The sequence below is a fragment of the Streptomyces sp. NPDC004327 genome, from assembly GCF_042873935.1.
Taxonomy (GTDB): Bacteria; Actinomycetota; Actinomycetes; order Streptomycetales; family Streptomycetaceae; genus Streptomyces.
Genome location: NZ_JBIAME010000014.1, coordinates 58211 through 80971, shown reverse-complemented (window position 1 = coordinate 80971; position 22761 = coordinate 58211). Strand labels below are relative to the sequence as shown.

General features: G+C 73.0%; 23 protein-coding genes. 13 read left to right on the top strand and 10 right to left on the bottom strand.

Translation table 11 applies throughout. The annotated features are described in order from the left end of the window. Positions 1-44: 44 nt before the first annotated feature. Positions 45-1037 carry an alpha/beta fold hydrolase gene (locus ACFYU9_RS36010; protein ID WP_389208210.1) on the bottom strand — a complete coding sequence of 331 codons (993 nt, stop codon included), beginning with the start codon at positions 1035-1037 and terminating at the stop codon, positions 45-47. 247 nt (positions 1038-1284) lie between these two features. On the opposite strand from ACFYU9_RS36010, the gene ACFYU9_RS36005 reads away from it, so the two are divergent. From ACFYU9_RS36005 to ACFYU9_RS35990, 4 genes are all read left to right on the top strand, one after another. Continuing rightward, positions 1285-1500 carry a hypothetical protein gene (locus ACFYU9_RS36005; protein WP_389208208.1) on the top strand — a complete coding sequence of 72 codons (216 nt, stop codon included), beginning with the start codon at positions 1285-1287 and terminating at the stop codon, positions 1498-1500. 190 nt (positions 1501-1690) lie between these two features. Beyond that, positions 1691-2350 (top strand): TetR/AcrR family transcriptional regulator, encoded by a 660-nt coding sequence (locus tag ACFYU9_RS36000; RefSeq protein ID WP_389208206.1) that lies wholly within the window; start codon positions 1691-1693, stop codon positions 2348-2350. A 125-nt stretch (positions 2351-2475) separates the two neighbouring features. Beyond that, entirely contained in the window at positions 2476-2703 is a 228-nt protein-coding gene (locus tag ACFYU9_RS35995; RefSeq protein ID WP_389208204.1) for a DUF3107 domain-containing protein, read from the top strand. Between the two features lie 171 nt (positions 2704-2874). After that, positions 2875-3144, top strand: coding sequence for a hypothetical protein (locus tag ACFYU9_RS35990; protein ID WP_389208202.1), 270 nt, complete (start codon positions 2875-2877; stop codon positions 3142-3144). A 40-nt stretch (positions 3145-3184) separates the two neighbouring features. On the opposite strand, the gene ACFYU9_RS35985 is transcribed toward ACFYU9_RS35990, so the two are convergent. Further along, complete coding sequence (locus tag ACFYU9_RS35985; RefSeq protein ID WP_389208201.1) at positions 3185-3916, bottom strand: ferritin-like fold-containing protein; 732 nt, start codon at positions 3914-3916, stop codon at positions 3185-3187. 479 nt (positions 3917-4395) lie between these two features. Between ACFYU9_RS35985 and ACFYU9_RS35980 the strand changes: the two genes are divergently transcribed. From ACFYU9_RS35980 to ACFYU9_RS35970, 3 genes are all read left to right on the top strand, one after another. Beyond that, the gene (locus ACFYU9_RS35980; protein ID WP_389347858.1) at positions 4396-7248 is read left to right on the top strand and encodes a DEAD/DEAH box helicase; all 2853 of its coding nucleotides are present in this window, start codon (positions 4396-4398) and stop codon (positions 7246-7248) included. 97 nt (positions 7249-7345) lie between these two features. Then, on the top strand, positions 7346-8269 hold the full coding sequence (locus ACFYU9_RS35975; protein ID WP_389208199.1) for an alpha/beta fold hydrolase: 924 nt from the start codon (positions 7346-7348) through the stop codon (positions 8267-8269). A gap of 185 nt (positions 8270-8454) precedes the next feature. Continuing rightward, positions 8455-8607 (top strand): hypothetical protein, encoded by a 153-nt coding sequence (locus ACFYU9_RS35970; RefSeq protein ID WP_389208197.1) that lies wholly within the window; start codon positions 8455-8457, stop codon positions 8605-8607. A gap of 101 nt (positions 8608-8708) precedes the next feature. On the opposite strand, the gene ACFYU9_RS35965 is transcribed toward ACFYU9_RS35970, so the two are convergent. The 3 genes from ACFYU9_RS35965 to ACFYU9_RS35955 form a co-directional block, all read right to left on the bottom strand. Continuing rightward, the gene (locus ACFYU9_RS35965) at positions 8709-9314 is read right to left on the bottom strand and encodes a MarC family protein (protein ID WP_389208195.1); all 606 of its coding nucleotides are present in this window, start codon (positions 9312-9314) and stop codon (positions 8709-8711) included. 164 nt (positions 9315-9478) lie between these two features. After that, positions 9479-10342 carry a PHP domain-containing protein gene (locus ACFYU9_RS35960; RefSeq protein WP_389208193.1) on the bottom strand — a complete coding sequence of 288 codons (864 nt, stop codon included), beginning with the start codon at positions 10340-10342 and terminating at the stop codon, positions 9479-9481. 204 nt (positions 10343-10546) lie between these two features. Beyond that, on the bottom strand, positions 10547-11185 hold the full coding sequence (locus ACFYU9_RS35955) for a DUF6758 family protein (protein WP_389208191.1): 639 nt from the start codon (positions 11183-11185) through the stop codon (positions 10547-10549). A 161-nt stretch (positions 11186-11346) separates the two neighbouring features. Between ACFYU9_RS35955 and ACFYU9_RS35950 the strand changes: the two genes are divergently transcribed. Beyond that, the gene (locus ACFYU9_RS35950) at positions 11347-12624 is read left to right on the top strand and encodes an MFS transporter (RefSeq protein WP_389208189.1); all 1278 of its coding nucleotides are present in this window, start codon (positions 11347-11349) and stop codon (positions 12622-12624) included. 16 nt (positions 12625-12640) lie between these two features. Here ACFYU9_RS35950 and ACFYU9_RS35945 read toward each other — a convergent pair whose 3' ends face one another. Next, positions 12641-13231 carry a suppressor of fused domain protein gene (locus ACFYU9_RS35945; protein WP_389208187.1) on the bottom strand — a complete coding sequence of 197 codons (591 nt, stop codon included), beginning with the start codon at positions 13229-13231 and terminating at the stop codon, positions 12641-12643. 486 nt (positions 13232-13717) lie between these two features. On the opposite strand from ACFYU9_RS35945, the gene ACFYU9_RS35940 reads away from it, so the two are divergent. After that, positions 13718-14842, top strand: coding sequence for a magnesium and cobalt transport protein CorA (locus tag ACFYU9_RS35940; protein WP_389208186.1), 1125 nt, complete (start codon positions 13718-13720; stop codon positions 14840-14842). Between the two features lie 98 nt (positions 14843-14940). Further along, on the top strand, positions 14941-15453 hold the full coding sequence (locus tag ACFYU9_RS35935) for a hypothetical protein (protein WP_389347840.1): 513 nt from the start codon (positions 14941-14943) through the stop codon (positions 15451-15453). A gap of 35 nt (positions 15454-15488) precedes the next feature. Here ACFYU9_RS35935 and ACFYU9_RS35930 read toward each other — a convergent pair whose 3' ends face one another. Beyond that, entirely contained in the window at positions 15489-16307 is an 819-nt protein-coding gene (locus ACFYU9_RS35930) for a hypothetical protein (RefSeq protein WP_389208182.1), read from the bottom strand. Positions 16308-16594: 287 nt separating this feature from the next. Here ACFYU9_RS35930 and ACFYU9_RS35925 point away from each other — a divergent pair, with 287 nt between their 5' ends. From ACFYU9_RS35925 to ACFYU9_RS35915, 3 genes are read left to right on the top strand one after another with little or no spacing between them, the layout of a single operon-like run. Further along, on the top strand, positions 16595-17887 hold the full coding sequence (locus tag ACFYU9_RS35925) for a magnesium transporter MgtE N-terminal domain-containing protein (RefSeq protein WP_389208181.1): 1293 nt from the start codon (positions 16595-16597) through the stop codon (positions 17885-17887). Beyond that, entirely contained in the window at positions 17880-18458 is a 579-nt protein-coding gene (locus ACFYU9_RS35920) for a DUF1003 domain-containing protein (protein ID WP_389208179.1), read from the top strand. The genes ACFYU9_RS35925 and ACFYU9_RS35920 overlap by 8 nt, the downstream gene beginning before the upstream one ends. 43 nt (positions 18459-18501) lie before the next feature. After that, the gene (locus ACFYU9_RS35915; protein ID WP_389208177.1) at positions 18502-19635 is read left to right on the top strand and encodes an Mrp/NBP35 family ATP-binding protein; all 1134 of its coding nucleotides are present in this window, start codon (positions 18502-18504) and stop codon (positions 19633-19635) included. A 64-nt stretch (positions 19636-19699) separates the two neighbouring features. Here the strand turns inward: ACFYU9_RS35915 and ACFYU9_RS35910 are convergent, their stop codons facing one another. From ACFYU9_RS35910 to ACFYU9_RS35900, 3 genes are all read right to left on the bottom strand, one after another. Next, positions 19700-20302 (bottom strand): hypothetical protein, encoded by a 603-nt coding sequence (locus ACFYU9_RS35910; RefSeq protein WP_389208175.1) that lies wholly within the window; start codon positions 20300-20302, stop codon positions 19700-19702. Between the two features lie 73 nt (positions 20303-20375). Next, positions 20376-20819, bottom strand: coding sequence for a sec-independent translocase (locus tag ACFYU9_RS35905; protein ID WP_389208173.1), 444 nt, complete (start codon positions 20817-20819; stop codon positions 20376-20378). 106 nt (positions 20820-20925) lie between these two features. Then, positions 20926-22695 (bottom strand): trypsin-like peptidase domain-containing protein, encoded by a 1770-nt coding sequence (locus ACFYU9_RS35900; protein ID WP_389347838.1) that lies wholly within the window; start codon positions 22693-22695, stop codon positions 20926-20928. Positions 22696-22761: the final 66 nt, after the last annotated feature.

Here is a 22761-nt window from a genome sequence, read left to right as displayed (position 1 = left end):
CGGTGCGGCGGGGCCCTTGCGACTATGTCGTCCCACGGTCCGGCTCAGCTCCCGCCCTCGGCCGCCGCCGGCCGCGCGTCGGCGGCCCCGGCGATCAGCTCCCGTACCGCCGCGGCGACGGCCTCCGGGTACTCCATCATCGCCACGTGCCCGGCCTCCGGGAGCGTGAGCAGCGTCGAGTGGCGGAACGCGGCGGCCGCCCTGCGGGCCATCCGGTAGCCCACGAGCCGGTCCCGTCCGCCGTACACGAGCAGCGTCGGCGCGAGCACCCGCTCCGCCTGGCGCCACAGTCCGTGCTGGCCGCCGAGCGTGTACGCGTCGACGATGCCGCGCGAGGAGCGGGCCATGGCGTCCCAGAAGTACGGCAGCTCCAGGCGCCGCTCCATCTCCTCGACGGCGTGCCGCAGCCCCTCGTCGGAGACCCGGCCGGGGTCGCCGTAACAGAGGTCGAGGACGCCCCGGACGCGCTGCTCGGCCGTCCACTCCTTCGTCAGCTTCGCGAACAGCGGCGCGATGCCGGGCGCCGCGAGCAGCACGGTCGGCCAGGCGCTGCGCTGCACGCGCAGCTCGGGCAGGGCCGGGGAGACCAGCGTCAGGGTGCGGACCAGGTCGGGGCGCACGGCGGCGACCCGGGTGGCGACCGCGCCGCCCATCGAGTTGCCGATCAGGTGCACCGGGCCGCGGCCGGCGGCGTCGAGCAGCCGGATGACCGCGCGGGCGTGGCCCGTCACGGAGTAGTTGCCGTCGTCCGGCGGCGGCGAGTCGCCGAAGCCGGGCAGGTCGACGGCCTCGCCGTCGACGAGGTCGGCGAGCAGCGGCATCAGGGCCGACCAGTTCTGCGAGGAGCCGCCGAGTCCGTGCACGAACAGCGCGGGCGGCAGACCGGTCCGGTCGGCGGGCCGCGCGCGCACGGTCAGGGTGAGCCCGGGCAGCGCGACGGACCGCAGCTCCTCGCCGTCGGCGACCCGCACGGTGCGCGGCGGCCGGGTCGCGGGCGATGCGGCGGTCCGGGTTTCCGGCAGCTCGGTCGAGGACATGGCAGCGATATTACGAGACGATCACGCCCGGGCGCGTGTGGGTGGCGTCACAGGATCCGACGCGGCGCCGGATCCTTCGGTCCGCGGCCGTCCGCGGCCGTGCGCGGCGCCGGTTCGGGTGCGGTGCGCCGGAGGAACTCCTACGCTCGGAGTGAGGGCCAGCCATGGCCGTCGGACAGCACCCGCGGACCCGCCCGCCGGACAGGGACGGACAGACCCGCTCGCCGGAAGGACCGGAAGGAACCGCATGACTGCCGACCCGAACGAGCCGGAAACATTCGCCGAGAAAGAGGACGTCGTGCTCGACGAGGAGACCCCGGAGGCCGACGCGGCCGAGCAGCACACCGAACTGCAGCAGGACGAGGACGAACCGCTCAACCACCTCCGGCACGAGGCCGCGAACGACGCGGACGCCCTCGAACAGGCCCGGGTCGTCACGCTGGACGAAGAGGACTACCGCTGAGTAGCCCCGTACGGCGCCGTGGTCCTTTGTTGATTTGTTCGGTTTATTGCCCAACTACTTGGCCGTCCCCTCTCGCCCGAGGCGTCCGGTCCGTGAAATTCTGCGTTCGCACCGCGCACAGCCGGGTTACCCAAAAGTACGATGGCGGCGCGACGCCACTGCGCGCATGGATCGATTTTTGGGAGGCGGCGTGAGCGCCATCGAGCAGACAGAGGCAGCACGCCCTCGGGGCACGCGCCTGCCGCGCCGTGCCCGACGGAACCAGCTCCTCGGCGCGGCCCAGGAGGTGTTCGTCGCCCAGGGGTACCACTCGGCCGCCATGGACGACATCGCCGAGCGGGCCGGCGTCAGCAAGCCGGTGCTCTACCAGCACTTCCCCGGCAAGCTCGACCTCTATCTGGCGCTGCTCGACCAGCACTGCGAGGCGCTGCTCCTGTCGGTGCGCACGGCTCTCGCGTCCACCTCGGACAACAAGCTGCGCGTCGCGGCCACGATGGACGCCTACTTCGCGTACGTCGAGGACGAGGGCGGTGCCTTCCGGCTGGTCTTCGAGTCGGACCTCACCAACGAGCCGGCCGTGCGCGAGCGCGTCGACCGGGTCTCGCTCCAGTGCGCCGAGGCGATCTCCGACGTCATCGCGGAGGACACCGGCCTGGCGAAGGACGAGTCGATGCTGCTCGCCGTCGCGCTCGGCGGTGTCTCCCAGGTCGTCGCCCGCTACTGGCTGTCCAGCGAGTCCCCCGTCCCGCGCGACAAGGCGGTGGCGCTGCTGACCTCGCTCGCCTGGCGCGGCATCGCCGGCTTCCCGCTGCACGGCGCCGACGGACAGCTGAGCGCCGAGGGCCACTGACCGGCACCGGGCTGTTCGCTCTTGGCGTGCCCCGCGCGCGCCGTGCGCGTCCCCTCACCGGGCTAATGTGGGCGAGTACGGCGCGGGACCCACGCGCAAGGCTGACCGTTCGGAGGGACAAAGCCGTGGAGGTCAAGATCGGCGTGCAGCACACGCCCCGGGAGATCGTGCTGGAGAGCGCACAGTCTGCCGAGGAGGTCGAGCGCGCGGTGTCCGACGCGCTGGGCGGCAAGTCTCAGCTGCTCAGCCTGACGGACGAGAAGGGCCGCAAGGTCCTGGTGCCGGCTGACAAGATCGCGTACATCGAGCTCGGCGAGCCGGCGGTGCGCCGGGTGGGCTTCGGCGCGCTCTGAGCGACACACAGACGGGCAAGGGCCCGGTGGATCTCGGTCCACCGGGCCCTTGCCCGTTTTCGCGCGTCTGCCCACGTCAGGCGGTATCGGGAGGATTGTCATCACGAGTGACCGGGTAGGACGGGTGTGACCGAACTGCCCGCCCCGCACACCCCCGCGAGGTGATCCGCCGTGTTCCTGGAAGCCCTCGGTGCCGCTCTGCTCGGTTTCGCCCTGGCCTGGGCCGCCCTGCACCGGCTCTCCGACCGCCTCCCCGCACGGGGCGCCGTCCTCGTCACCGGGACGCTCGGCGGCGTCTTCGGCGCCCTGGTCACCCATGGCGCCCTCGGACCCGGGCACTTCCTGGCCACCCTGGTCGGCGCCGTCGCCGTCGCGGCCGTCCTGCTGTCGCTGCTGATCCGGCCCGCCTCGCGGCGGCTGCGCCGATCAGCCGCGGTCTGATCCCACCGCGGCCGACCGGCGCGCCGGCTCCCGCGCGTTGCTACGCGGCGAGGCCGAGCGCGGCCATCCGCTTGGTGTGCGCCTCGGTGATCCGGGAGAACATGCGGCCGACCTCGGCGAGGTCGAAGCCCGCGGCCATCCCGTCCACGCCGCCGACCAGCATCGTCGACAGCGCGTCGCGCTCGGCGACCACGCGCTGCGCCTGCGACAGGGCCTCGCCCATCAGCCGGCGCGCCCACAGGGCGAGGCGGCCGCCGACGCGCGGGTCGGCGTCGATCGCGGCGCGGACCTTCTCGACGGCGAAGTTGCCGTGGCCGGTGTCGTCGAGCACGCCGAGGACCAGGGCGCGGGTGTCGGAGTCCAGGCGGGCCGCGACCTCGCGGTAGAAGTCGCTGGCGATCGAGTCGCCGACGTACGCCTTGACCAGGCCCTCCAGCCAGTCGGACGGGGCGGTCTGGCGGTGGAACTCGTCCAGCGCCTTGGCGAAGGGCTCCATCGCCTCGGTCGGTTCGACGTCCACGGCGGCGAGCCTGTCGCGCAGCTGCTCGAAGTGGTGGAACTCGGCGGAGGCCATCTTCGCCAGCTCGGCCTTGTCCGCGAGGGTCGGCGCCAGCTTGGCGTCCTCGGCGAGCCGCTCGAAGGCCGCGAGCTCGCCGTAGGCGAGGGCGCCGAGCAGGTCGATCACGGCGGCGCGGTACTGCGGCACGGCGGAGGCCGTGGCCCAGTCCTGGGCCGCGATACCGGTGGGTGTGGCGTTGTCGGGCGTCTCCATGAAGCGCACAATAGCCCGCTCCGCCGCCCACCAAGGGCCCTGGTCAGTGACTGTGACCGTGACCTCGCCGGGAATTCTCCCGACACACATGCGCGATTCCGGGGTACAGTGGTAAGGCGCCTGCTGAGTATGCGGACATGCTTTCGCACGTTCGGACGTACCTGGTGGGCCGACTCATGAATGAGGATGCCCGGTCGGTGGCCCGATCGGCTCCGGCCCGACAGCCCTTCCGGCGGCCCGCCGAAGGGTCCCTCAGCGGCACGACGCTCGAGCGAAGGCAGCGGTCCCGCGCCACCCGGTGGTGATCTTCCCGATCCCGCCGGAAGTTCCCGGCACGGTGAGACCCCCCTCGTTCGCCTCGCGCCGCGTCTCACAGAAGAGGCAGCACCCTGACTACGTTCCGAGAGCTCGGGATCCTTCCCGAGACGGCCGAGGCCCTGGAAGCCGTCGGCATCGTGACCCCCTTCCCCATCCAGGAGATGACCCTTCCGGTCGCCCTTTCCGGCACCGACGTCATCGGCCAGGCCAAGACCGGCACGGGCAAGACCCTCGGTTTCGGCCTCCCGATCCTGGAGCGCGTCACCGTCCCCGCCGACGTCGAGGCGGGCCGGGCCGCGCCCGAGCGGCTGACCGAGGCCCCGCAGGCGCTCGTCGTCGTCCCCACCCGCGAGCTGTGCCAGCAGGTCACCAACGACCTGCTGACCGCCGGCAAGGTGCGCAACGTGCGCGTCCTCGCCATCTACGGCGGCCGCGCCTACGAGCCGCAGGTCGAGGCCCTGAACAAGGGCGTCGACGTCGTCGTCGGCACCCCGGGCCGACTGCTCGACCTGGCCGGCCAGCGCAAGCTCGACCTGTCGCACGTCAAGGTCCTCGTCCTGGACGAGGCCGACGAGATGCTCGACCTGGGCTTCCTGCCCGACGTCGAGAAGATCATGAACATGCTTCCGGCGAAGCGCCAGACCATGCTGTTCTCGGCGACCATGCCGGGCGCCGTCATCGGCCTGGCCCGCCGCTACATGTCGAAGCCCACGCACATCCGCGCGACCTCGCCGGACGACGAGGGCGCGACGCACGCCAACATCGCGCAGCACGTCTTCCGCGCCCACAACATGGACAAGCCGGAGATGGTCGCCCGCATCCTGCAGGCCCGTGGCCGCGGCCTCGCGATGATCTTCTGCCGTACGAAGCGGACCGCCGCCGACATCGCCGAGCAGCTGGAGCGCCGCGGCTTCGCCTCCGGCGCGGTCCACGGCGACCTCGGCCAGGGCGCCCGCGAGCAGGCGCTGCGCGCCTTCCGCAACGGCAAGGTCGACGTGCTCGTCGCCACCGACGTCGCCGCGCGCGGCATCGACGTCGAGGGCGTCACCCACGTCATCAACTACCAGTCCCCCGAGGACGAGAAGACCTACCTGCACCGCATCGGCCGCACCGGCCGCGCGGGCGCGAGCGGTACGGCGATCACGCTCGTCGACTGGGACGACATCCCGCGCTGGCAGCTGATCAACAAGGCCCTGGAGCTGAACTTCAGCGACCCGGCCGAGACGTACTCCAGCTCTCCGCACCTCTACGAGCTGCTCGACATCCCCGCCGGCACCAAGGGCATCCTGCCGCGCGCCGAGCGCACCCGCGCCGGTCTCGACGCGGAGGAGATCGAGGACCTGGGCGAGCCCGGCGGCCGCCGCGGCCGCGCCCCGCGCCGCGAGCAGCAGCAGGCCGAGGAGCGCCCGGCCCCCACCCGTACGCCGCGCCAGCGCCGTCGTACGCGCGGTGGCTCCGACCTCGCCGACGAGGCGAGCCCGGCGACCACCGAGCAGACCGCCGTCCCCGCCGCGGGCACGGACGCCGAGTCCACCGGTCCGCGCCGCCCGCGCCGCCGCCGCACCCGTGGCGGAGCCGGCGCCGGCATCCCGGTCGCGGGCGCGACCCCGGTCGTGACGGCCGAGGCCGCTCCGGCCACCGAGACGGCCCCGGCCGTCGCCGAGACCCCGGCCGAGGCCCCGGCCGCCACCGAGGGCGGCCGGACCCGCCGCCGTCGTGGCCGCTCGGGCGAGGCCCGTACGGCCGAGGCGCCTGCCGAGACCACGGTCGAGACCGTCGCGGTGGAGGCCGCCCCCGTCGCGGAGGCCGCCCCGGTCGCTGAGGCCGCCCCGGTCGCGGCCCCGGTCACCGAGGCGCCCGCCGAGGCACCCGCCGCCGAGGGCCGGACCCGTCGCACCCGCGGCCGGTCCGCCGCCAGGACCACCGCGGCCGAGGCCCCGGCCGCCCCGGCCGAGGAGGCCCCGCGCCGTCGTCGTGGCCGTGGCGCGCCGGTGGCCGAGAAGGCCGCCGTCGCCGTGGCCGCTCCGGCCGGGGCGGCCGCGCCGCGCCGCCGCCGGGCGCGTCCGCGTCCCGAGGAGACGGTGACGTTCCAGACGGTCGAGACGGCCGCGCGGGCGCTCGCCGCCGCCACGGTGCCGGCCCAGGTGACCGAGGAGCCGAAGCCCGAGCCGAAGGCCGAGCCCACGGCCGAGCCGGTGCGTACGACCGTCGCCGTGCCCGCGCAGGCCACGGCTCCCTCGTCGGGCCCGCGCGCCCGCCGTCGGGCGACGCGTCCGGCGACGAACTCGGTCACGGCCGTCGTCGAGGAGCCGAAGGTCACGGTCGAGGAGCCGGTCGCCGCTCCGGTCGAGGAGCCGAAGCCGGTGCGCCGCCGGGCGACCCGCCGCGCGTCGAGCCCGGTGACGTCGACCTCCGCCGGGGCCGGCGTGGTGATCATCGACGCGGCCGAGCCGGTCGCCGAGCCCGTGGCCGCTCCGGTCGCCGAGCCCGTGGCCGAGGCGCCGAAGAAGGCCGCGCCGCGCAAGCGCACGGCTGCCAAGAAGGCCGTCGCCGCCGAGCCGGTCGCCGAGACCGTCGAGACCGCCGAGGCCGAGGCGCCCAAGAAGGCCGCGCCGCGCAAGCGCACGGCTGCCAAGAAGGCCGTCGCCACCGAGCCGGTCGCCGAGACCGTCGAGACCGCCGAGGCCGAGGCGCCCAAGAAGGCCGCGCCGCGCAAGCGGACCGCCGCCAAGAAGGCCGTCGCCACCGAGCCGGTCGCCGAGACCGTCGAAGCCGCCGAGGCCGAGGCCCCGAAGAAGGCCGCCCCGCGCAAGCGGACCGTGGCCAAGAAGGCCGTCGCCGCCGTGGCTCCGGACGCGTCCGAGCCGAAGACGACGACCCGTCGCCGTACGGCGAAGAAGGCCGTGGCCGAGCCGGTCGCCGAGACCGCCGAAGCCGCCGCGCCGGAGGCCCCGAAGAAGGCGGCGCCGCGCAAGCGCGCCACCAAGAAGACCGCCGCCGCACCGGAGGCGTAGTCGTTCACGCGACTCGGCCCGGTCCCTCACCGAGGGGCCGGGCCGAGTCGCGTCTGCGCGGGGAGGGCATGCCGGGGAGTGCGGTTACAGTCCCTGTATGAGCAAGCCCCGGTCCCTCGCGCTGCCGCCCCGCACCCGTGCCTACCGGCTCTCCACCGCGCGCGGCGACTTCGCCGCCCTCGACACGGCGCCCGCGCCCGCCTCCGGTCCCCGGCACGGGACCGCGCTGCTGCTGCCCGGTTTCACCGGCAGCAAGGAGGACTTCCTGGCGCTGCTCGGCCCGCTGGCCGAGGCCGGGTATCGCGTGGTCGCCGTCGACGGGCGCGGCCAGCACGAGACGCCGGGCCCGCGCGGCCGGGCGGCCTACCGCCGCCGGGCGCTCGCGCTCGACGCGGTGGCGCAGGCGGCGGCGCTCGGCGACGGGCCGGTGCATCTGCTCGGGCACTCCTTCGGCGGTCTGGTGGCCCGCGCGGCGGCGGAGCTGGCGCCGGACGCGTTCCTCTCGCTGACCCTGCTGGCCTCGGGCCCGACGAAGGTGGCGCGTTCCCAGCGGGTACGGGTCCGGGCGCTGCGCACGGCGCTCGCGCTGCTGTCGAAGGAGCGGGTGTGGCAGGCGACCCGCTGGCTGGACAGCCGGGGCGAGGAGCCGGGCGAGACGGATCCGCCGGAGATCGTGGGCTTCCTGCGCCGCCGCTGGATGCGGACGAGGATCGCGCAGCTCTCGGGCGCGGGCCGGCTGCTCCTCGGCGACCCGGACGGCACGGCGGCGCTGCGGGCGCTGCCGATGCCGCTGCACTTCGCGTACGGGGACGAGGAGACGGTGTGGCCGGTGCCGGACCTCGCGGCGGCGGCCACCCGCACCGGCGCGCACCACACCGTGGTCGCGGGCGCCGGCCACTCCCCCAACGTCTCGCACCCGGAGGAGCTGGCGGCGCGGCTGACCGCGTTCTGGGACCTCAGCGCGCAGGTGCGCGGGCCCCGGGCGGGCGCCGGTCGCAACGCGGCGGAAGCGTCGTCGTAACCCCGCCCTGCGAGGATCGGGAGCAGGGCCTCAGCAGGGGCCTTCGGCAGGGCTCCACCTCGCAGTAGTTAGCCATCCAAAAAATTTCCTTAGCGTAGGGAATGTTTGCTGGATGCACCTCGTTGTACCCCTACGTAACGCAGTTCTCCGCCCAGGAGGATCAACTCCGACGAAGGGAGAAGCCCATGCGCTTCGAAATCCTGCGCCTCGACGACATCGACGGCACGCCCGTCGACTCCACTGTCGTGGACGCCGCCTCCGTCAACGGGATCGTGCAGCAGGCCGCCGCGATCGGCCAGCGCATCTGGATCCGGCCCGCCGACGCCTCGGCCTCGTAACGGGTACACCTCATCCACGCACCGCGCCCCCGCACGGACTCCGCAGAACGGAATCCGTACGGGGGCGCAGTGGCGTCCGGGTCCGGCGGGCCCGGAGCGCGTCAGGAGCCGTGGATGATCTGGGTGACGCCGTTGACGATCTGCTGCACGGCGATGGCGGACAGCATCATGCCGGCGAGCCGGGTGACCAGGACGACGCCGCCGTCCTTGATGACCCGGATGATCAGCAGCGAGTAGCGCATGGTCAGCCACAGCACGACGTGCATGGCGGCGATGGCGGTCCACACCGAGATCTGCGAGGCGACGCTGTTCGCGTTCTGCACGGCGAGGATCACGGACACGATCGCACCCGGGCCGGCGAGCAGCGGCATGCCGAGGGGGACCAGGGCGACGTTGACGTCCTTGGTCTGCTTCGGCTCGTCGGTCTTGCCGGTGAGCAGGTCGAGCGCGATGAGCAGCAGGAGCAGTCCGCCCGCGATCATCAGCGCGGGGATGGAGACGTGCAGGTAGGCCAGGATCTGCTGGCCGAGGATGCCGAAGACGGTGATGACGCCGAAGGCGACGGCGACGGCCTGCCAGGCCATGCGGCGCTGGACCTTGGCGGGGCGGCCGCCGGTGAGGGCGAGGAAGATCGGCGTGATCCCCGGGGGGTCCATGATCACGAAGAGGGTGAGGAACAGCGAGCCGAAGACGGCGACGTCGAACACGGTGTGTGGCCTTGCGCGAAAGGGGTGTACACGAGCATCCGGAATCGGCGATTCCGGGAGATGGGCAGGCGGGAGCCATGCCGTGGAGAAGAAGTCATGCGCACCTCGCCCCGCCCGGCCGCGCGTGGGCGGCCGGGCAGGGCGAGCGTGCCGCGATCAGATGTCTACCGGGCGCTTCCGCCCGCGCCCGGCACCGGGAAGGCACCGGTCGCGCGGCGCGTGATCTCGCCGTAGATCTCGGGGTCGGTGGTGAAGTCGCCGAGGCCGATGGTCTTGCGGCTGCCGTGGTAGTCGCTGGAGCCGGTGGTCAGCAGACCCAGCTCCTTCGCGAGGCCGCGCAGCCGCGCGCGGGTCGGCTCGTCGTGGTCCATGTGGTCGACCTCGATGCCGTCGAGGCCGGCCTCGGCGAGCTCGGCGATGGCCGACTCGGGCACGCACTCGCCGCGCTTGACGGCGAGCGGGTGGGCGAAGACGGTGACGCCGCCGGCGGCCTTGACCAGGCGGATGGCGTCCAGCGGGTCCAGTTCGTGCTTCTCGACGTACGCGCGGCCGCCGTCGGCGAGCCACTCGGGCGTGAAGGCGCCGGAGACATCGGGCACGACGCCGAGCTCGACGAGCGCCTCGGCGACGTGCGGGCGGCCGACGGAGCCGTCGCCGGCGATGCGGGCGACCTGGTCCCAGGTGACGGGGACGCCGAGCTCCTGGAGCTTGCCGACCATGGCACGGGCGCGCGGCACGCGGTCGTCGCGGACCAGCTCGCGCTCGGCGAGCAGGGCGGGCTCCTCGGGATCGAAGAGGTAGGCCAGCATGTGCAGGCTCACGCCGTCGTAGCGGCAGGAGAGCTCGGCGCCGGTGACGAGGGTGAGCCCCTCGGGCAGCGCGGCGATCGCCTCCGCGTACCCGCGGCTGGTGTCGTGGTCGGTCAGCGCGACCACGTCGAGCCCGGCGGCGGCCGCGTTGCGGACCAGCTCGGCCGGGGTGTCCGTACCGTCCGAGGCCGTGGAGTGGGTGTGCAGATCGATGCGCACGACGCAGGACTCCAGGGGTTCGGGGCGGACGACAGGGACGCTCCAGCATAACGGGCGAATCGAACACCCGTGTACGGAACCGCGAAACCGGTACGCCCCTTACCTCCGCAGCTCCCGCAGCCCGGTCCTTCCGCCGCCTGGTCCTTCCGCCGCCCGGTCCTCCCGCGACGCGAGCCCGCCACGTCGGCCCGCCACGCGAGCCCGCTACGTCAGCAGCCTCGGCGTCAGCGCGCCGCACGGCAGCAGCTCGACCTCCGCGCCGGCGTCCCGCAGGTCGGTGAGGACCAGCTCGTCGTACATCAGCAGGCCGGACTGCTCGGGCCAGACGATCGCCCACAGCCACAGGCCGCGCGCCTCGCCCGCGAAGACCGCGCGGTCCTGCGGGGCGCCGGTGACGTGCCAGAGCGGGGTCGGCCGGCCGGCGGCGAGCACCTTGACCTGGGGCGGCTTGTCGATGGCCATGCCGGATCCGGGGTCGGGGCCGTCGATGCCGGCGTAGCGGGCGCCGAGGCCGACACCCAGCTCCTCGGCGACGAGCAGCAGCTCCCCGATGCCGCCGAGCGGACCGGGTCCGGAGCAGGCGACGGCGGTCGCGCGTCCGCCGCTGCGGTCGTCACCGGCGTACGCGACCCCGGTGAAGAGCCAGCCGACGGGCAGGGGCCACGGCATCCACACCGGTACGTGGGACCGGTGCACCACGGCGCCGAGGGCCTCGACGCTGGGCGGGATCACGGGCTGAAGCGGGTGCACCGAGCCATGCACATCGCACTGCCAGGAGTCGGCGAAGAGACCGGGCGCCCTGACCCGGCCACCGCACTTCGGGCAACTGGGTTCGCCCCTCATAGGGCTCAACGGTCCTACCCCGGGACCGCCCCGTCAAGGACGATCACCGACGATCACCCGTCCGGCCCGTGGGCTTCACCTGCAGAAATAGATGTAGCTTGCACTCATTAGCTCGCCTAACTTATTCTGTGTATATCGCAACCATCCGTGGAGGGTGAGGAATGAAGAGAGCGGAAGAAGCGGAAGCGGCGGAGGAACCCTTCGACGGGCTCGGCGCGGGAGCCCCGGCGTCCGCCGGCGGCGGCCTCCTGCGCCAGCCGCCCGCCGTCTGGGCCACGGCCGGCGCGTCCGTCGTCGCCTTCATGGGCATCGGCCTGGTCGACCCGATCCTGCCCTCGATCGCGCAGGGCCTGCACGCCACCCCCAGCCAGGTGTCGCTGCTGTTCACGTCGTACTTCCTCATCACCGCCGTCGCGATGCTCGTCACCGGTTTCGTCTCCAGCCGCATCGGCGGCCGCCGGACGCTGCTCGTGGGACTCGCGCTCGTCGTCGTCTTCGCCGCGCTGGCCGGCACCTCGGACTCGGTCGGCGAGCTGGTCGGCTTCCGGGCCGGCTGGGGCCTCGGCAACGCGCTCTTCGTCTCGACCTCGCTCGCCGTGATCGTCGGCGCGGCGGCCGGCGGCAGCGCGGCGGCGATCCTGCTCTACGAGTCGGCGCTCGGCCTCGGCATGGCGTGCGGCCCGCTGCTCGGCGCCCTCCTCGGCGACGCGAGCTGGCGCTACCCGTTCTTCGGCACCGCCGCGCTGATGGCGATCGGCTTCCTGTGCATCACGGTCTTCCTGAAGGAGCAGCCGAAGCCCGCCCGGAAGACCTCGCTCCTCGACCCCCTCCGGGCACTCGGCCACGGCGGGCTCGCCTCGGCGGCGGCGTCCGCGTTCTTCTACAACTACGCCTTCTTCACGGTGCTCGCCTTCACGCCCTTCGTGCTGGACATGACGCCGTACAAGTCGGGCGCCGTGTTCTTCGCCTGGGGCGTGCTGCTCGCCGTCTTCTCGGTGCTCGTCGCACCCCGGCTGCAGCGGCGCCTCGGCTCGCTGCGGGTGCTCGGCGGCTCACTGGTGCTGCTGGCGCTCGACGTGCTGGTGCTCGGCTACGGCAACCACACGACGGCGGTCGTCTGCACGGTCCTGTCGGGCGCGTTCATCGGCGTCAACAACACCGTCTTCACCGAGCTGGCGCTCGGGGTGTCGGACGCCCCGCGTCCGGTGGCGAGCGCGGGCTACAACTTCGTCCGCTGGTTCGCGGCGGCGGCCGCCCCGTACCTCGCGCCGAAGATCGAGGAGTGGAGCGACATCCGCATGCCGTTCGTGGTCGCGGCCCTCGCCGCCGTGATCGGCGCGGGCATCGTGTGGGTCCGGCGGGCCGCCCTCACCCACGAGGCCGCCGAACTGGCCCCGCGGCACGCGGCGGAGGACGGCGTCACGGTCTTCGCCGACTGACCGGCCGGCCGGGCGGTCAGTCCAGGGTCACGGACCTGCGCAGCGGATCGCGCAGGTCCGTGCCGTTCGTCAGCCAGCGCTCCTCCAGGGCCTGCGCCCCGTGCACCCGCTTCCACGCGGCCTCGTTCTGCGTCATCGGGAGCAGCGGGAGGAAGCGGACCGGGTCCATGGGGTCGTCCAGGTCCAGGTCCTCGACCAGGCCGCCGGACTCGGCGACGAGGACCGAGGTGAAGGGGGCGCCCGGCCACAGCGGCTCGCCCACGTCGAGCGAGGCGCCCGGGGCCACGACGACGCCCTCGACCTGCGGAGTGGCGGCGAGCACCGCGAGCGCACGGAGCACCTGATCGGTGTCGGCGCGGCCGGCGCGTACGGACAGGACCAGTTCGGCGCGCGGGCCCTTGACCGGGTCGGCGAGCACGGCCGTCGGGTCGGCCATCGGCTGGGCGGACATCCCGAGGGTCGCGTAGCGCACGAGGCCGGCGTCCGCGTCGACGAAGCGGAGCACCTCGATGCGGTCGGTGCCGAGGAAGGTGATCGCGGCGCGGGCGTCCGGCTCACCGAGGGCCGTTCGGAGCCGGGCCTCGACCAGAGCGAGAATTTCTGCCATGCGGCGAGCATAAAGCGCGTATGGAACGGGCAAAGTAAGGGATTGACCCTCAGTCGGCTGATAGTCTTGGCCACTGGTCGGGACTGATGACCCGACTGCTCGTCACACGTCATCCCTCACGAGGGACCGGCCGGAGGAGGTGGGACTGCGATGGATCGAAGTCGATCGGGCAGTACCAGCCGCTCTTCCGCCGAGCCGCACCGGCAGTAACACAAGCATCATCCGCACCAGCCGGGCGCGTTTCCCTCCGGTGACTCCAGGACCGTCCGAAGGTCCCTCCTCTCCGGCATCTCGCACGACGGAAGAGCTCCCTTCATTGCCTGAGAGCAGCGCTCCTGCCCGAGATCAGCGCTCTCTGCCCCGTCAGTAGCGAACGCCGTCACCGCGATCCCCCGGTGCCGCCCGCTTTGTGGACGACGAACCACCACGTCCCCATTCCGGGCTGCGCCACGGTCGCCGACGGCCGATCCGTGAAGGAGCACGCCCATGTCGATGATCCGTGACCTGCGCGCCGCCGTCCGCCCGTCCCTGCGGCAGTCCCTCCGCAAGCCCGTCGTCGCGCCGCCGTACGATCCCACCCGCGACCCCGCCGCCCCCACCGCCGTCGTCGACTGCGCCGTCTACCGCGACGGCCGCCGGGTCGACGACCGCGCCTGCCTGACCCCGCGCGGCGCGATGCGCCAGGTGCGGGACCGCGGCGGCTTCGCGTGGATCGGGCTGCACGAGCCGACCGAGGCCGAATTCGCCGGTATCGCGGCCGAGTTCGGGCTGCACCCGCTCGCCGTCGAGGACGCCGTCCACGCCCACCAGCGGCCCAAGCTGGAGCGGTACGACGACACCCTCTTCACCGTCTTCAAGACGATCCACTACGTCGAGCACGCCGAACTCACCGCCACCAGCGAGGTCGTGGAGACCGGCGAGGTGATGGTGTTCACCGGCCCCGACTTCGTCATCACCGTCCGGCACGGTGGCCAGGGCTCGCTGCGCAACCTGCGCCACCGCCTCCAGGGCGAGCCCGAGCTGCTCGCCAAGGGCCCTTCGGCCGTGCTGCACGCCATCGCCGACCACGTCGTCGACGGCTACATCGCGGTCGCCGACGCCGTCGAGCTCGACATCGACCAGATCGAGATCGACGTCTTCTCGCCGCCCGCCAAGGGCTCCACGCGCGGCGCCGACACCGGGCGGATCTACCAGCTCAAGCGCGAGGTCCTCGAGTTCAAGCGGGCCGTCACGCCGCTGATGCGCCCGATGCAGCTGCTCAGCGAGCGGCCGATGCGGCTCGTCGACCCGGACATCCAGAAGTACTTCCGGGACGTCGCCGACCACCTCGCGCGCGTCCAGGAGCAGGTCGTCGGCTTCGACGAACTGCTCAACTCGATCCTCCAGGCCAACCTCGCGCAGGCGCAGGTCACCCAGAACGAGGACATGCGCAAGATCACCTCGTGGGCGGCGATCGTCGCCGTCCCGACGGCGGTCTGCGGCGTCTACGGCATGAACTTCACGTACATGCCGGAGCTGGAGTGGAAGTACGGCTACCCGCTGGTGCTCGGTGGCATCGCCGTCATCTGCTTCGCCATCCACCGCACGCTCAAGCGCAACGGCTGGCTGTAGACCCGGGAGCGTCGCGGGCGCCGGCACCAGCGGCGCGGAGGTCGGCATCGGCATCGGCGCGGGCATCGGCCGGTGACGCCGCTCGGTAGGCTGCGGTCATGACAGACGCGCTGTTCGGGCCCGCCCTCGTCGAGGAGGCCACCAAGAAGTCCGGCCTCATCTGGGTCCGGGGCGAGGCCCCGGCCGCCCGCGCGCTCTGGCACGTGTGGCACGACGGCGCCGCCCTGGTCGTCGGCGACGGACCCGGCGAGCAGCCGCTGCCGGGCCTGACGGACGGCGGCACCGCCGAGGTCACCGTGCGCAGCAAGGACAAGGGCGGCCGGATCGTCGCCTGGACCGCCGCCGTACGGGAGATCGCGGCCGGTACGGAGGAGTGGGACGCGGCCGTCGCCGAGCTCAAGGGCAAGCGGCTGAACGCGCCCGACGGCGAGGCCGTGCCGGCGCGCTGGGCGCGCGAGTGCCGGGTGGTGCGGCTCGAACCGCGCTCCTCGACGACCGATCTGCCGGACGGCTCGCTCGCCGCCGCACCGCTGCCGTCGGAGGCGACCACCCGGCGTCCGGTGCCGGCCGCGCTGCCGAAGCTGCTCTTCCGCAGGAAGAAGCGCCGCTGAGCGGAGCCGCCGGGACCTGGGTGCCGAGCCGGGACCTAGGTACGGGGCAGGCGGTTGCCGTAGTCGACGGTCTGGCCCTTCGAGGGCTCCGTCAGCGCGAAGTCCTGGTCCCACTCGGACAGCAGCACCACGCCCGCGCCGCCGCCGCGCGCGAAGCGCACCGGGTACGGGGTGCCGTCCAGGGAGACGTCGAGGGAGCCGCCGTCGCCGCTCTCGCCGCCCTTGATGGTGATCGTGCGGGTGCCGCCGATCTTGCCGTGGTCGCCCTTGACGAGGTCGCCGTGCAGCCCGATCAGCCCGTCGAGCAGCACGCCCATGTCGGTGAAGCCGCGCAGCTGCTTGTACGAGGGGTCGTCCTGCGGCACCTTCACGTACATGTCGTCGAGCTTGTCCGCGGCATCGGATCCCGTATCCGAACCAGAGCCGGAACCGGAACCACCGTCCGAACCGGAACCGGAACCGGAACCCGTGCCCGATCCCGGGTCCGCGGGCTTGTCCTCGTGCGACCAGAAGCCCGCGTCCGCCTTCAGATAGAGCGCGTCGCCGACCCGCAGCAGCTCGAAGGTGCTGTTCTTCGTCGTCACCGAGCCCGAGGCACCGTCCTGTTTCAGCCGCATGTTCAGCTTGAACGTGCCGCCCTTGCTGACCAGCGTGCCCGAGAGCCGTACCGCCTTCGCCGCGTCCGCCGAGGTCTGGGCCTTCTGCTCGATGGCCTGCGCGGTCAGCTTGCCCACGCCGTTGGTGCCCTCGTCCGGGTCGGCGGCGCAGGCGGTCAGCCCCGTCGCGAGGCCGGCGCAGAGGAGCAGCGGCAGCGCGGCCCGGCGGATGCGCGGGAGCGGGCGGAGAGCGGTCACCTGGGCGCCTCTCAGTCGGTGGGGGGACGGGCCGGCGGCGAACCGGAGGCCGGTGGGGGCGGCAGACCGCAGCGTACCCGGGCCGGGTGACGCGGCTGCGGGCAGCCGCCCGCGCGCAAGCCGTACGGGCGTCCTGCCGGAGCGGCTCCGGGCGGCACCGGCTAGCCTGATCTTCGGTGAATCCGGCAAGTTCGGAGAATCCCCGACAATCGGCGGCTGCGGGCAACGGCCGGCGCCGAGCGGCGGCAGAACGAATCGGATCGTGCGGCACGGAGGAGGCGCGTGGCATGGCGGCAGGCGCCCCCCGCATCTTCGTCTCCCACCTCGCCGGAGTGCCGGTCTTCGACCCCGTGGGCGACCAGGTGGGCCGGGTCAGCGACCTGGTGGCGATGCTGCGCGTCGGCCGCCGCCCGCCCCGGCTGCTCGGCATGGTCGTCGAAGTGCTGTCCCGGCGCCGGGTCTTCGTGCCCATGACCCGGATCAGCGGTCTCGCGTCCGGGCAGGTCATCACCACCGGCGTGGTCAACATGCGGCGCTTCGAGCAGCGCCCCACCGAGCGCCTGGTGCTCGGCGAGCTGCTCGACCGGCGGGTGCGGCTCGTGGAGGCGGACGGCTCGGAGGGCGAGGAGGTCACCGTCCTCGACGTCGCCATCCAGCAGCTGCCGGCCCGCCGCGACTGGGAGATCGACAAGGTCTTCGTGCGGCGCGGCAAGGGCGGCGCGCTGCGCCGCAAGGGCGAGACGCTGACCGTCGACTGGTCGGCCGTCACCGGCTTCTCCCTGGAGGAGCACGGGCAGGGCGCCGAGAACCTGGTCGCCACCTTCGAGAAGCTGCGCCCCGCCGACCTGGCCAACGTGCTGCACCACCTCTCCCCCAAGCGCCGCTCCGAGGTCGCCGCGGCCCTCGACGACGACCGGCTCGCGGACGTCCTGGAGGAGCTGCCCGAGGACGACCAGATCGAGATCCTCGGCAAGCTGAAGGAGGAGCGGGCCGCCGACGTCCTGGAGGCGATGGACCCGGACGACGCCGCCGACCTGCTCTCCGAGCTGCCGGAGGAGGACAAGGAGCGGCTGCTCACGCTGATGCAGCCGGACGACGCGGCCGACGTGCGGCGCCTGATGGCGTACGAGGAGCGGACCGCGGGCGGTCTGATGACGACGGAGCCGATCGTGCTGCGCCCGGACGCCACGGTCGCGGACGCGCTCGCCCGGGTGCGCCTGCAGGACCTGTCGCCGGCGCTCGCCGCGCAGGTGTACGTGTGCCGGCCGCCGGACGAGACGCCGACCGGCAAGTACCTGGGCACGGTGCACTTCCAGCGGCTGCTGCGCGACCCGCCGTTCACGCTGGTGAGCGCGCTGGTGGACAGCGATCTGCCGCCGCTCGGTCCGGACACCCCGCTGCCGGCCGTGACCAGCTACTTCGCCGCGTACAACCTGGTCGCGGCGCCGGTGGTGGACGAGAGCGGCTCGCTGCTCGGCGCGGTGACGGTGGACGACGTCCTCGACCACCTGCTGCCCGACGACTGGCGGGAGACGGAGTTCCACGACGGCGACGGCGGGCAGGGGGTGCGCGGTGGCTGAGCGGACACAGGAGCGGGACCGCGACAGGGAACGCGAGCGGGACCGGGAGCGCACGCTGCCGAGGATCCGGCTCGACCAGCCGAGGATCCGGCGCGCCCGGTGGCTCCCGGAGTACGACCCGGAGGCGTTCGGGCGCATGTCGGAGCGCATCGCCCGCTTCCTGGGGACGGGGCGGTTCCTCGTCTGGATGACGCTGATCATCATCGTCTGGGTGGTGTGGAACGTGTCGGCGCCGGAGGCGCTGCGCTGGGACAAGTACCCGTTCATCTTCCTGACGCTGGTGCTCTCGCTCCAGGCCTCGTACGCGGCCCCGCTGATCCTGCTGGCGCAGAACCGGCAGGACGACCGGGACCGGGTCAACCTGGAACAGGACCGCAAGCAGAACGAGCGCTCGATCGCCGACACCGAGTACCTGACCCGGGAGATCGCGGCGCTGCGGATGGGCCTGGGCGAGGTCGCGACCCGCGACTGGATGCGCTCGGAGCTCCAGGACCTGCTCAAGGAGCTGGAGGACCGGCGGGATCTATTCCCGGACGGCGGCCCGCACGGGAGTGACGTACCCGACCGTTGACAGGGCTTTCATCAGCCCGTGGTGGGCGCCGTACCATCTCTGTATGGCTACGGAAGACGCGGTGCGCGAAGCACTGTCGACGGTGAACGACCCCGAGATCAACAAACCGATCACCGAGCTCGGCATGGTCAAGTCGGTGGAGATCGGTGACGACGGCAAGGTCGCCGTGACGGTCTACCTCACCGTCTCCGGCTGCCCGATGCGCGACACCATCACCCAGCGCGTGACGGACGCCGTCTCCCGCGTCGAGGGGGTCACCGGCGTCGAGGTCTCCCTGGACGTCATGAGCGACGAGCAGCGCAAGGAGCTGGCCTCGGCGCTGCGCGGCACCACCGCCGAGCGCGAGGTGCCCTTCGCCAAGCCCGGCTCGCTGACCCGGGTCTACGCGGTCGCGTCCGGCAAGGGCGGCGTCGGCAAGTCCTCGGTGACGGTCAACCTGGCGGCGGCGATGGCGGCCGACGGGCTGAAGGTCGGCGTCGTGGACGCCGACATCTACGGCCACAGCGTGCCGCGCATGCTGGGCGTGGACGGCAAGCCGACCCAGGTCGAGAACATGATCATGCCGCCGTCGGCGAACGGCGTGAAGGTCATCTCCATCGGCATGTTCACCCCGGGCAACGCGCCCGTCGTGTGGCGCGGCCCGATGCTGCACCGCGCGCTCCAGCAGTTCCTCGCCGACGTGTACTGGGGCGACCTGGACGTCCTGCTGCTCGACCTGCCCCCGGGCACCGGCGACATCGCGATCTCCGTCGCGCAGCTCGTGCCGAACGCGGAGATCCTGGTCGTCACCACCCCGCAGCAGGCGGCGGCCGAGGTCGCCGAGCGGGCCGGCTCGATCGCCGTGCAGACCCACCAGAAGATCGTCGGCGTCGTCGAGAACATGTCGGGCCTGCCGTGTCCGCACTGCGACGAGATGGTCGACGTCTTCGGCACGGGCGGCGGCCAGAAGGTCGCCGACGGCCTCTCCCGCACCACCGGCACGGCCGTCCCGGTCCTCGGCTCCATCCCGATCGACGTCCGCCTGCGCGAGGGCGGCGACGAGGGCAAGCCGGTCGTCCTGGCCGACCCCGACTCCCCGGCGGGCTCGGCCCTCCGCACGATCGCCGGCAAGCTCGGCGGCCGCCAGCGCGGACTGTCGGGCATGAGCCTGGGCCTGACGCCGCGCAACAAGTTCTGACACGAGCTCCACGAGCGAAGGGCGCCCCGCGGACCGCGGGGCGCCCTTCGTCGTACCCGCCGGGTCAGGCGTACGCGCTCAGGTCCTTCACCTGCGCGAACCCCAGCCCGTACGCGCTCATCCCGCGCCCGTACGCCCCGATGTGCACCCCCGCCGCCGACCCCGCGAGCACCCAGCCGAACTCGGACTCGCGGTAGTGGAAGGGCACCGGCACGCCGTCCACCGGCAGCGACAGCGTGGACCACTCCGGTCCTTCGAGGTCGTCGGCGAGTTCGAAGGCCGCCTCGGTCTGCTGGTCGAGCCAGTTGTCGCGCCGGGCGTGGTCGAGCTGGGCGGGCCAGGTGTGGGCGAGCAGGCCCGAGCCGGCCAGCCAGGCCGCCGAGGAGACGGTGGTGGCGTCCAGGACGCCCGTGCCGTCGCCGCTGCGGCGTACGGGGTGGGCGGCGACCGTCACGACGACCGCGAACCGCTCCTTCTCCGTGCCGCCCGTCTCGGACTTTATCGACGGCTCGTCACCGTGGCCCATGGAGCCGTGCTGCACGGTGCCGTCCGCCGCCGTGCCGATCTGCATCAGCCGGCGCGGTCCGGTGAACGCCTCGTCCAGTCCGTACCAGGCGAAGGGCGCGCGCAGAAAGCCGTCGGCTTCCACCCGACTCGTCGTCGTCATCTCGGCAGCCTCCTCGTTGGTCAACAGAGGGAGGATAGCCACCTATGCGGAGCTGGTCGGTGACAGGGCGTCGTCAGGTGGCGTCCGAGTCGTACGGCGGGCGCTCCGGAGCATCCGGCTTGTCCTGCTTCTTGAGCAGGTCGGGCGAGCCGTTGACCGTGGTCGGGACCGCCGGCGGAGGGGTCGTCTCCCGGCTGTGCACCGCGTCGGCGACCTCGTTCATCTCCTTGCGGAGGTCGAAGGTCGAGCGGAGCTCGTTCAGGTCCTTCAGGTCGCCGTTCTCGGCGAGCTGCTTGCGGATGAAGTTCTTCGGGTTGAGGTCCTCGAACTCGAAGTCCTTGAACTCCGGGCCCAGCTCGCTGCGGATGTCCGCCTTGGCGCTGTCGGAGAACTCCCGGATCTTGCGGATGAAGCGCGAGACGTCCTGGATCATCTTCGGCAGCTTGTCCGGGCCGAAGATGAGCACGGCGAGCACCACGAGCGTCACCAGCTCGAGTGCGCCTATGTCGCTGAACACCCTGTAGCTCCTTCTCGCCGGTCCCGGGCGGCCCGCTCCACGGTACCCGCCCAAACTGTCGGGCGGGTACGGGGTGGTGTCCTCCACATGGACGCTTGGCCAGGTCCTAGGCTCCCGTTGACGAGCCCAGGGTCAAGGTCTTTGTCTGCTCTTTGCCGTCGCGGGTCAGGGTCAGCTCCAGCGCGTCCCCGGGCCGGTGGGCGCGGATCTTCACGATCAGCTCCTCGCCGCTGTGCACCCGCTGGCCGTCGACCTTCGTGATGACGTCGCCGGGCCGGATGCCGGCCTTGTCGGCGGGGCCGCCGGGAGTGACCGACGAGGTGCCGCCCTTGGTCTTCTCGCCGACCCGGGCGCCGTCGCCGTTGTAGCCCATGTCGAGGCTCACACCGATCACCGGGTGGGTGGCCTTGCCGGTGTTGATGAGCTCCTCGGCGACCCGCTTGCCCTGGTTGACGGGGATCGCGAAGCCGAGGCCGATGGAGCCGGCCTGGCCGCCGCCGGCGTCGCCGCCGACACCGTTGCCGGCCGCGCGGATGGCGCTGTTGATGCCGATGACCTGGGCGTGGGAGTCGACGAGCGGGCCGCCGGAATTGCCCGGGTTGATCGGCGCGTCGGTCTGCAGCGCGTCGACGTAGCTGACGTCGCTGCCGTCGCCCTTCTCGCCGCCCGCGGTGATCGGGCGCTCCTTGGCGCTGATGATGCCGGAGGTGACCGTGTTGGACAGGTCGAAGGGCGCGCCGATGGCGACGACGGGGTCGCCGACGCGGACGTTGTCGGAGTTGCCGAGCGGCAGCGGCTTGAGGCCGGAGACCCCGGACACCTGGATCACGGCGAGGTCGTAGCCGGTGTCGCGGCCGATGAGCTTCGCGGCGGCGGACTCGCCGTTGCTGAAGGTGACGGAGATCTCGCCGGAGGACGCGGCGGCGTCGACGACGTGGTTGTTGGTGAGGATGTGGCCACTGGTGTCGAGCACGAAGCCGGTGCCGGTGCCCGAGGAGCCGCTGCCGCTCACGTGGATGGTGACGACGCTGGGCAGCGCCTTGGCGGCGATCCCGGCGACGCTGTCGGGCGCGCGGCCGACGTCCTTGGCGTCCGCCTGCGGCAGCTCGACGCTGGTGATGCCGCCGTTCCGCTCGATGTACGCGCCGACACCGCCGCCGATGACGCCGGTGACCAGCGCGAACGCCAGCGCCCCGGCGAGCGCGAGACCGCGCCGCGGCTTGCGCGGCGGCTTGCCCTCGGCGACCAGCACGGCGGGCTGCGCGCCCCACGGGTCGTACGCGGCCGCGACGGGCGGTGCGGGCGGTGCGGGCGCTGCCGCGGGCGCCGTCGGCGGCACGGGCCGCTGGACGGGCGGCGCGGGCGCCCAGGGGCCCGGCTCGCCGTACGGCGGCGTCGCGTACGGGTCGGGGGCGTGCAGGGGCGTCTGAGGTGCCTGAGGGGCCGTCTGAGGGGTCTGTGCCGTCTGAGGCGTCTGAGGCGTCTGAGGCGTTTCGACGGCCTGCGGGGTTTCCGCGGCATGCGGGGTTTCGGCGACGGGCGGGGTTTCCGCGGCATGCGGGGTTTCCGCGACGGGCGCGGGTACGGGCTCGGGCGCGGGTACCGGCGCGCGTACGGGCTCGGGCGTCGCTTCCGCGACGGACACGGCGGCCGGGGCCTCGGGCCCGGGCTCGGTCGGCGCGGGCTCCTCGGTGATCTCCGAGGCCGGCGCGGGCGCGGGCCCGGGCTCGGCCACGGGAAGCGGTTCCGTCACCGGCTCCGTCACCGGCGCCGCCAGCGTGAAGTCGCTGTCGTCCGTCGGCTCAGGAGGTCCGGCGGGCGTGTCGGTGGACGTGGTCGACGGCCGGCTCCACCATGTCGGCTTCCCGTTCTTCATGCTCTCCCCGCAACAGATGACCTGTCCGCGCCGCCCGGATCGTCGGGCGGCGCGCCCCAGCCCCAG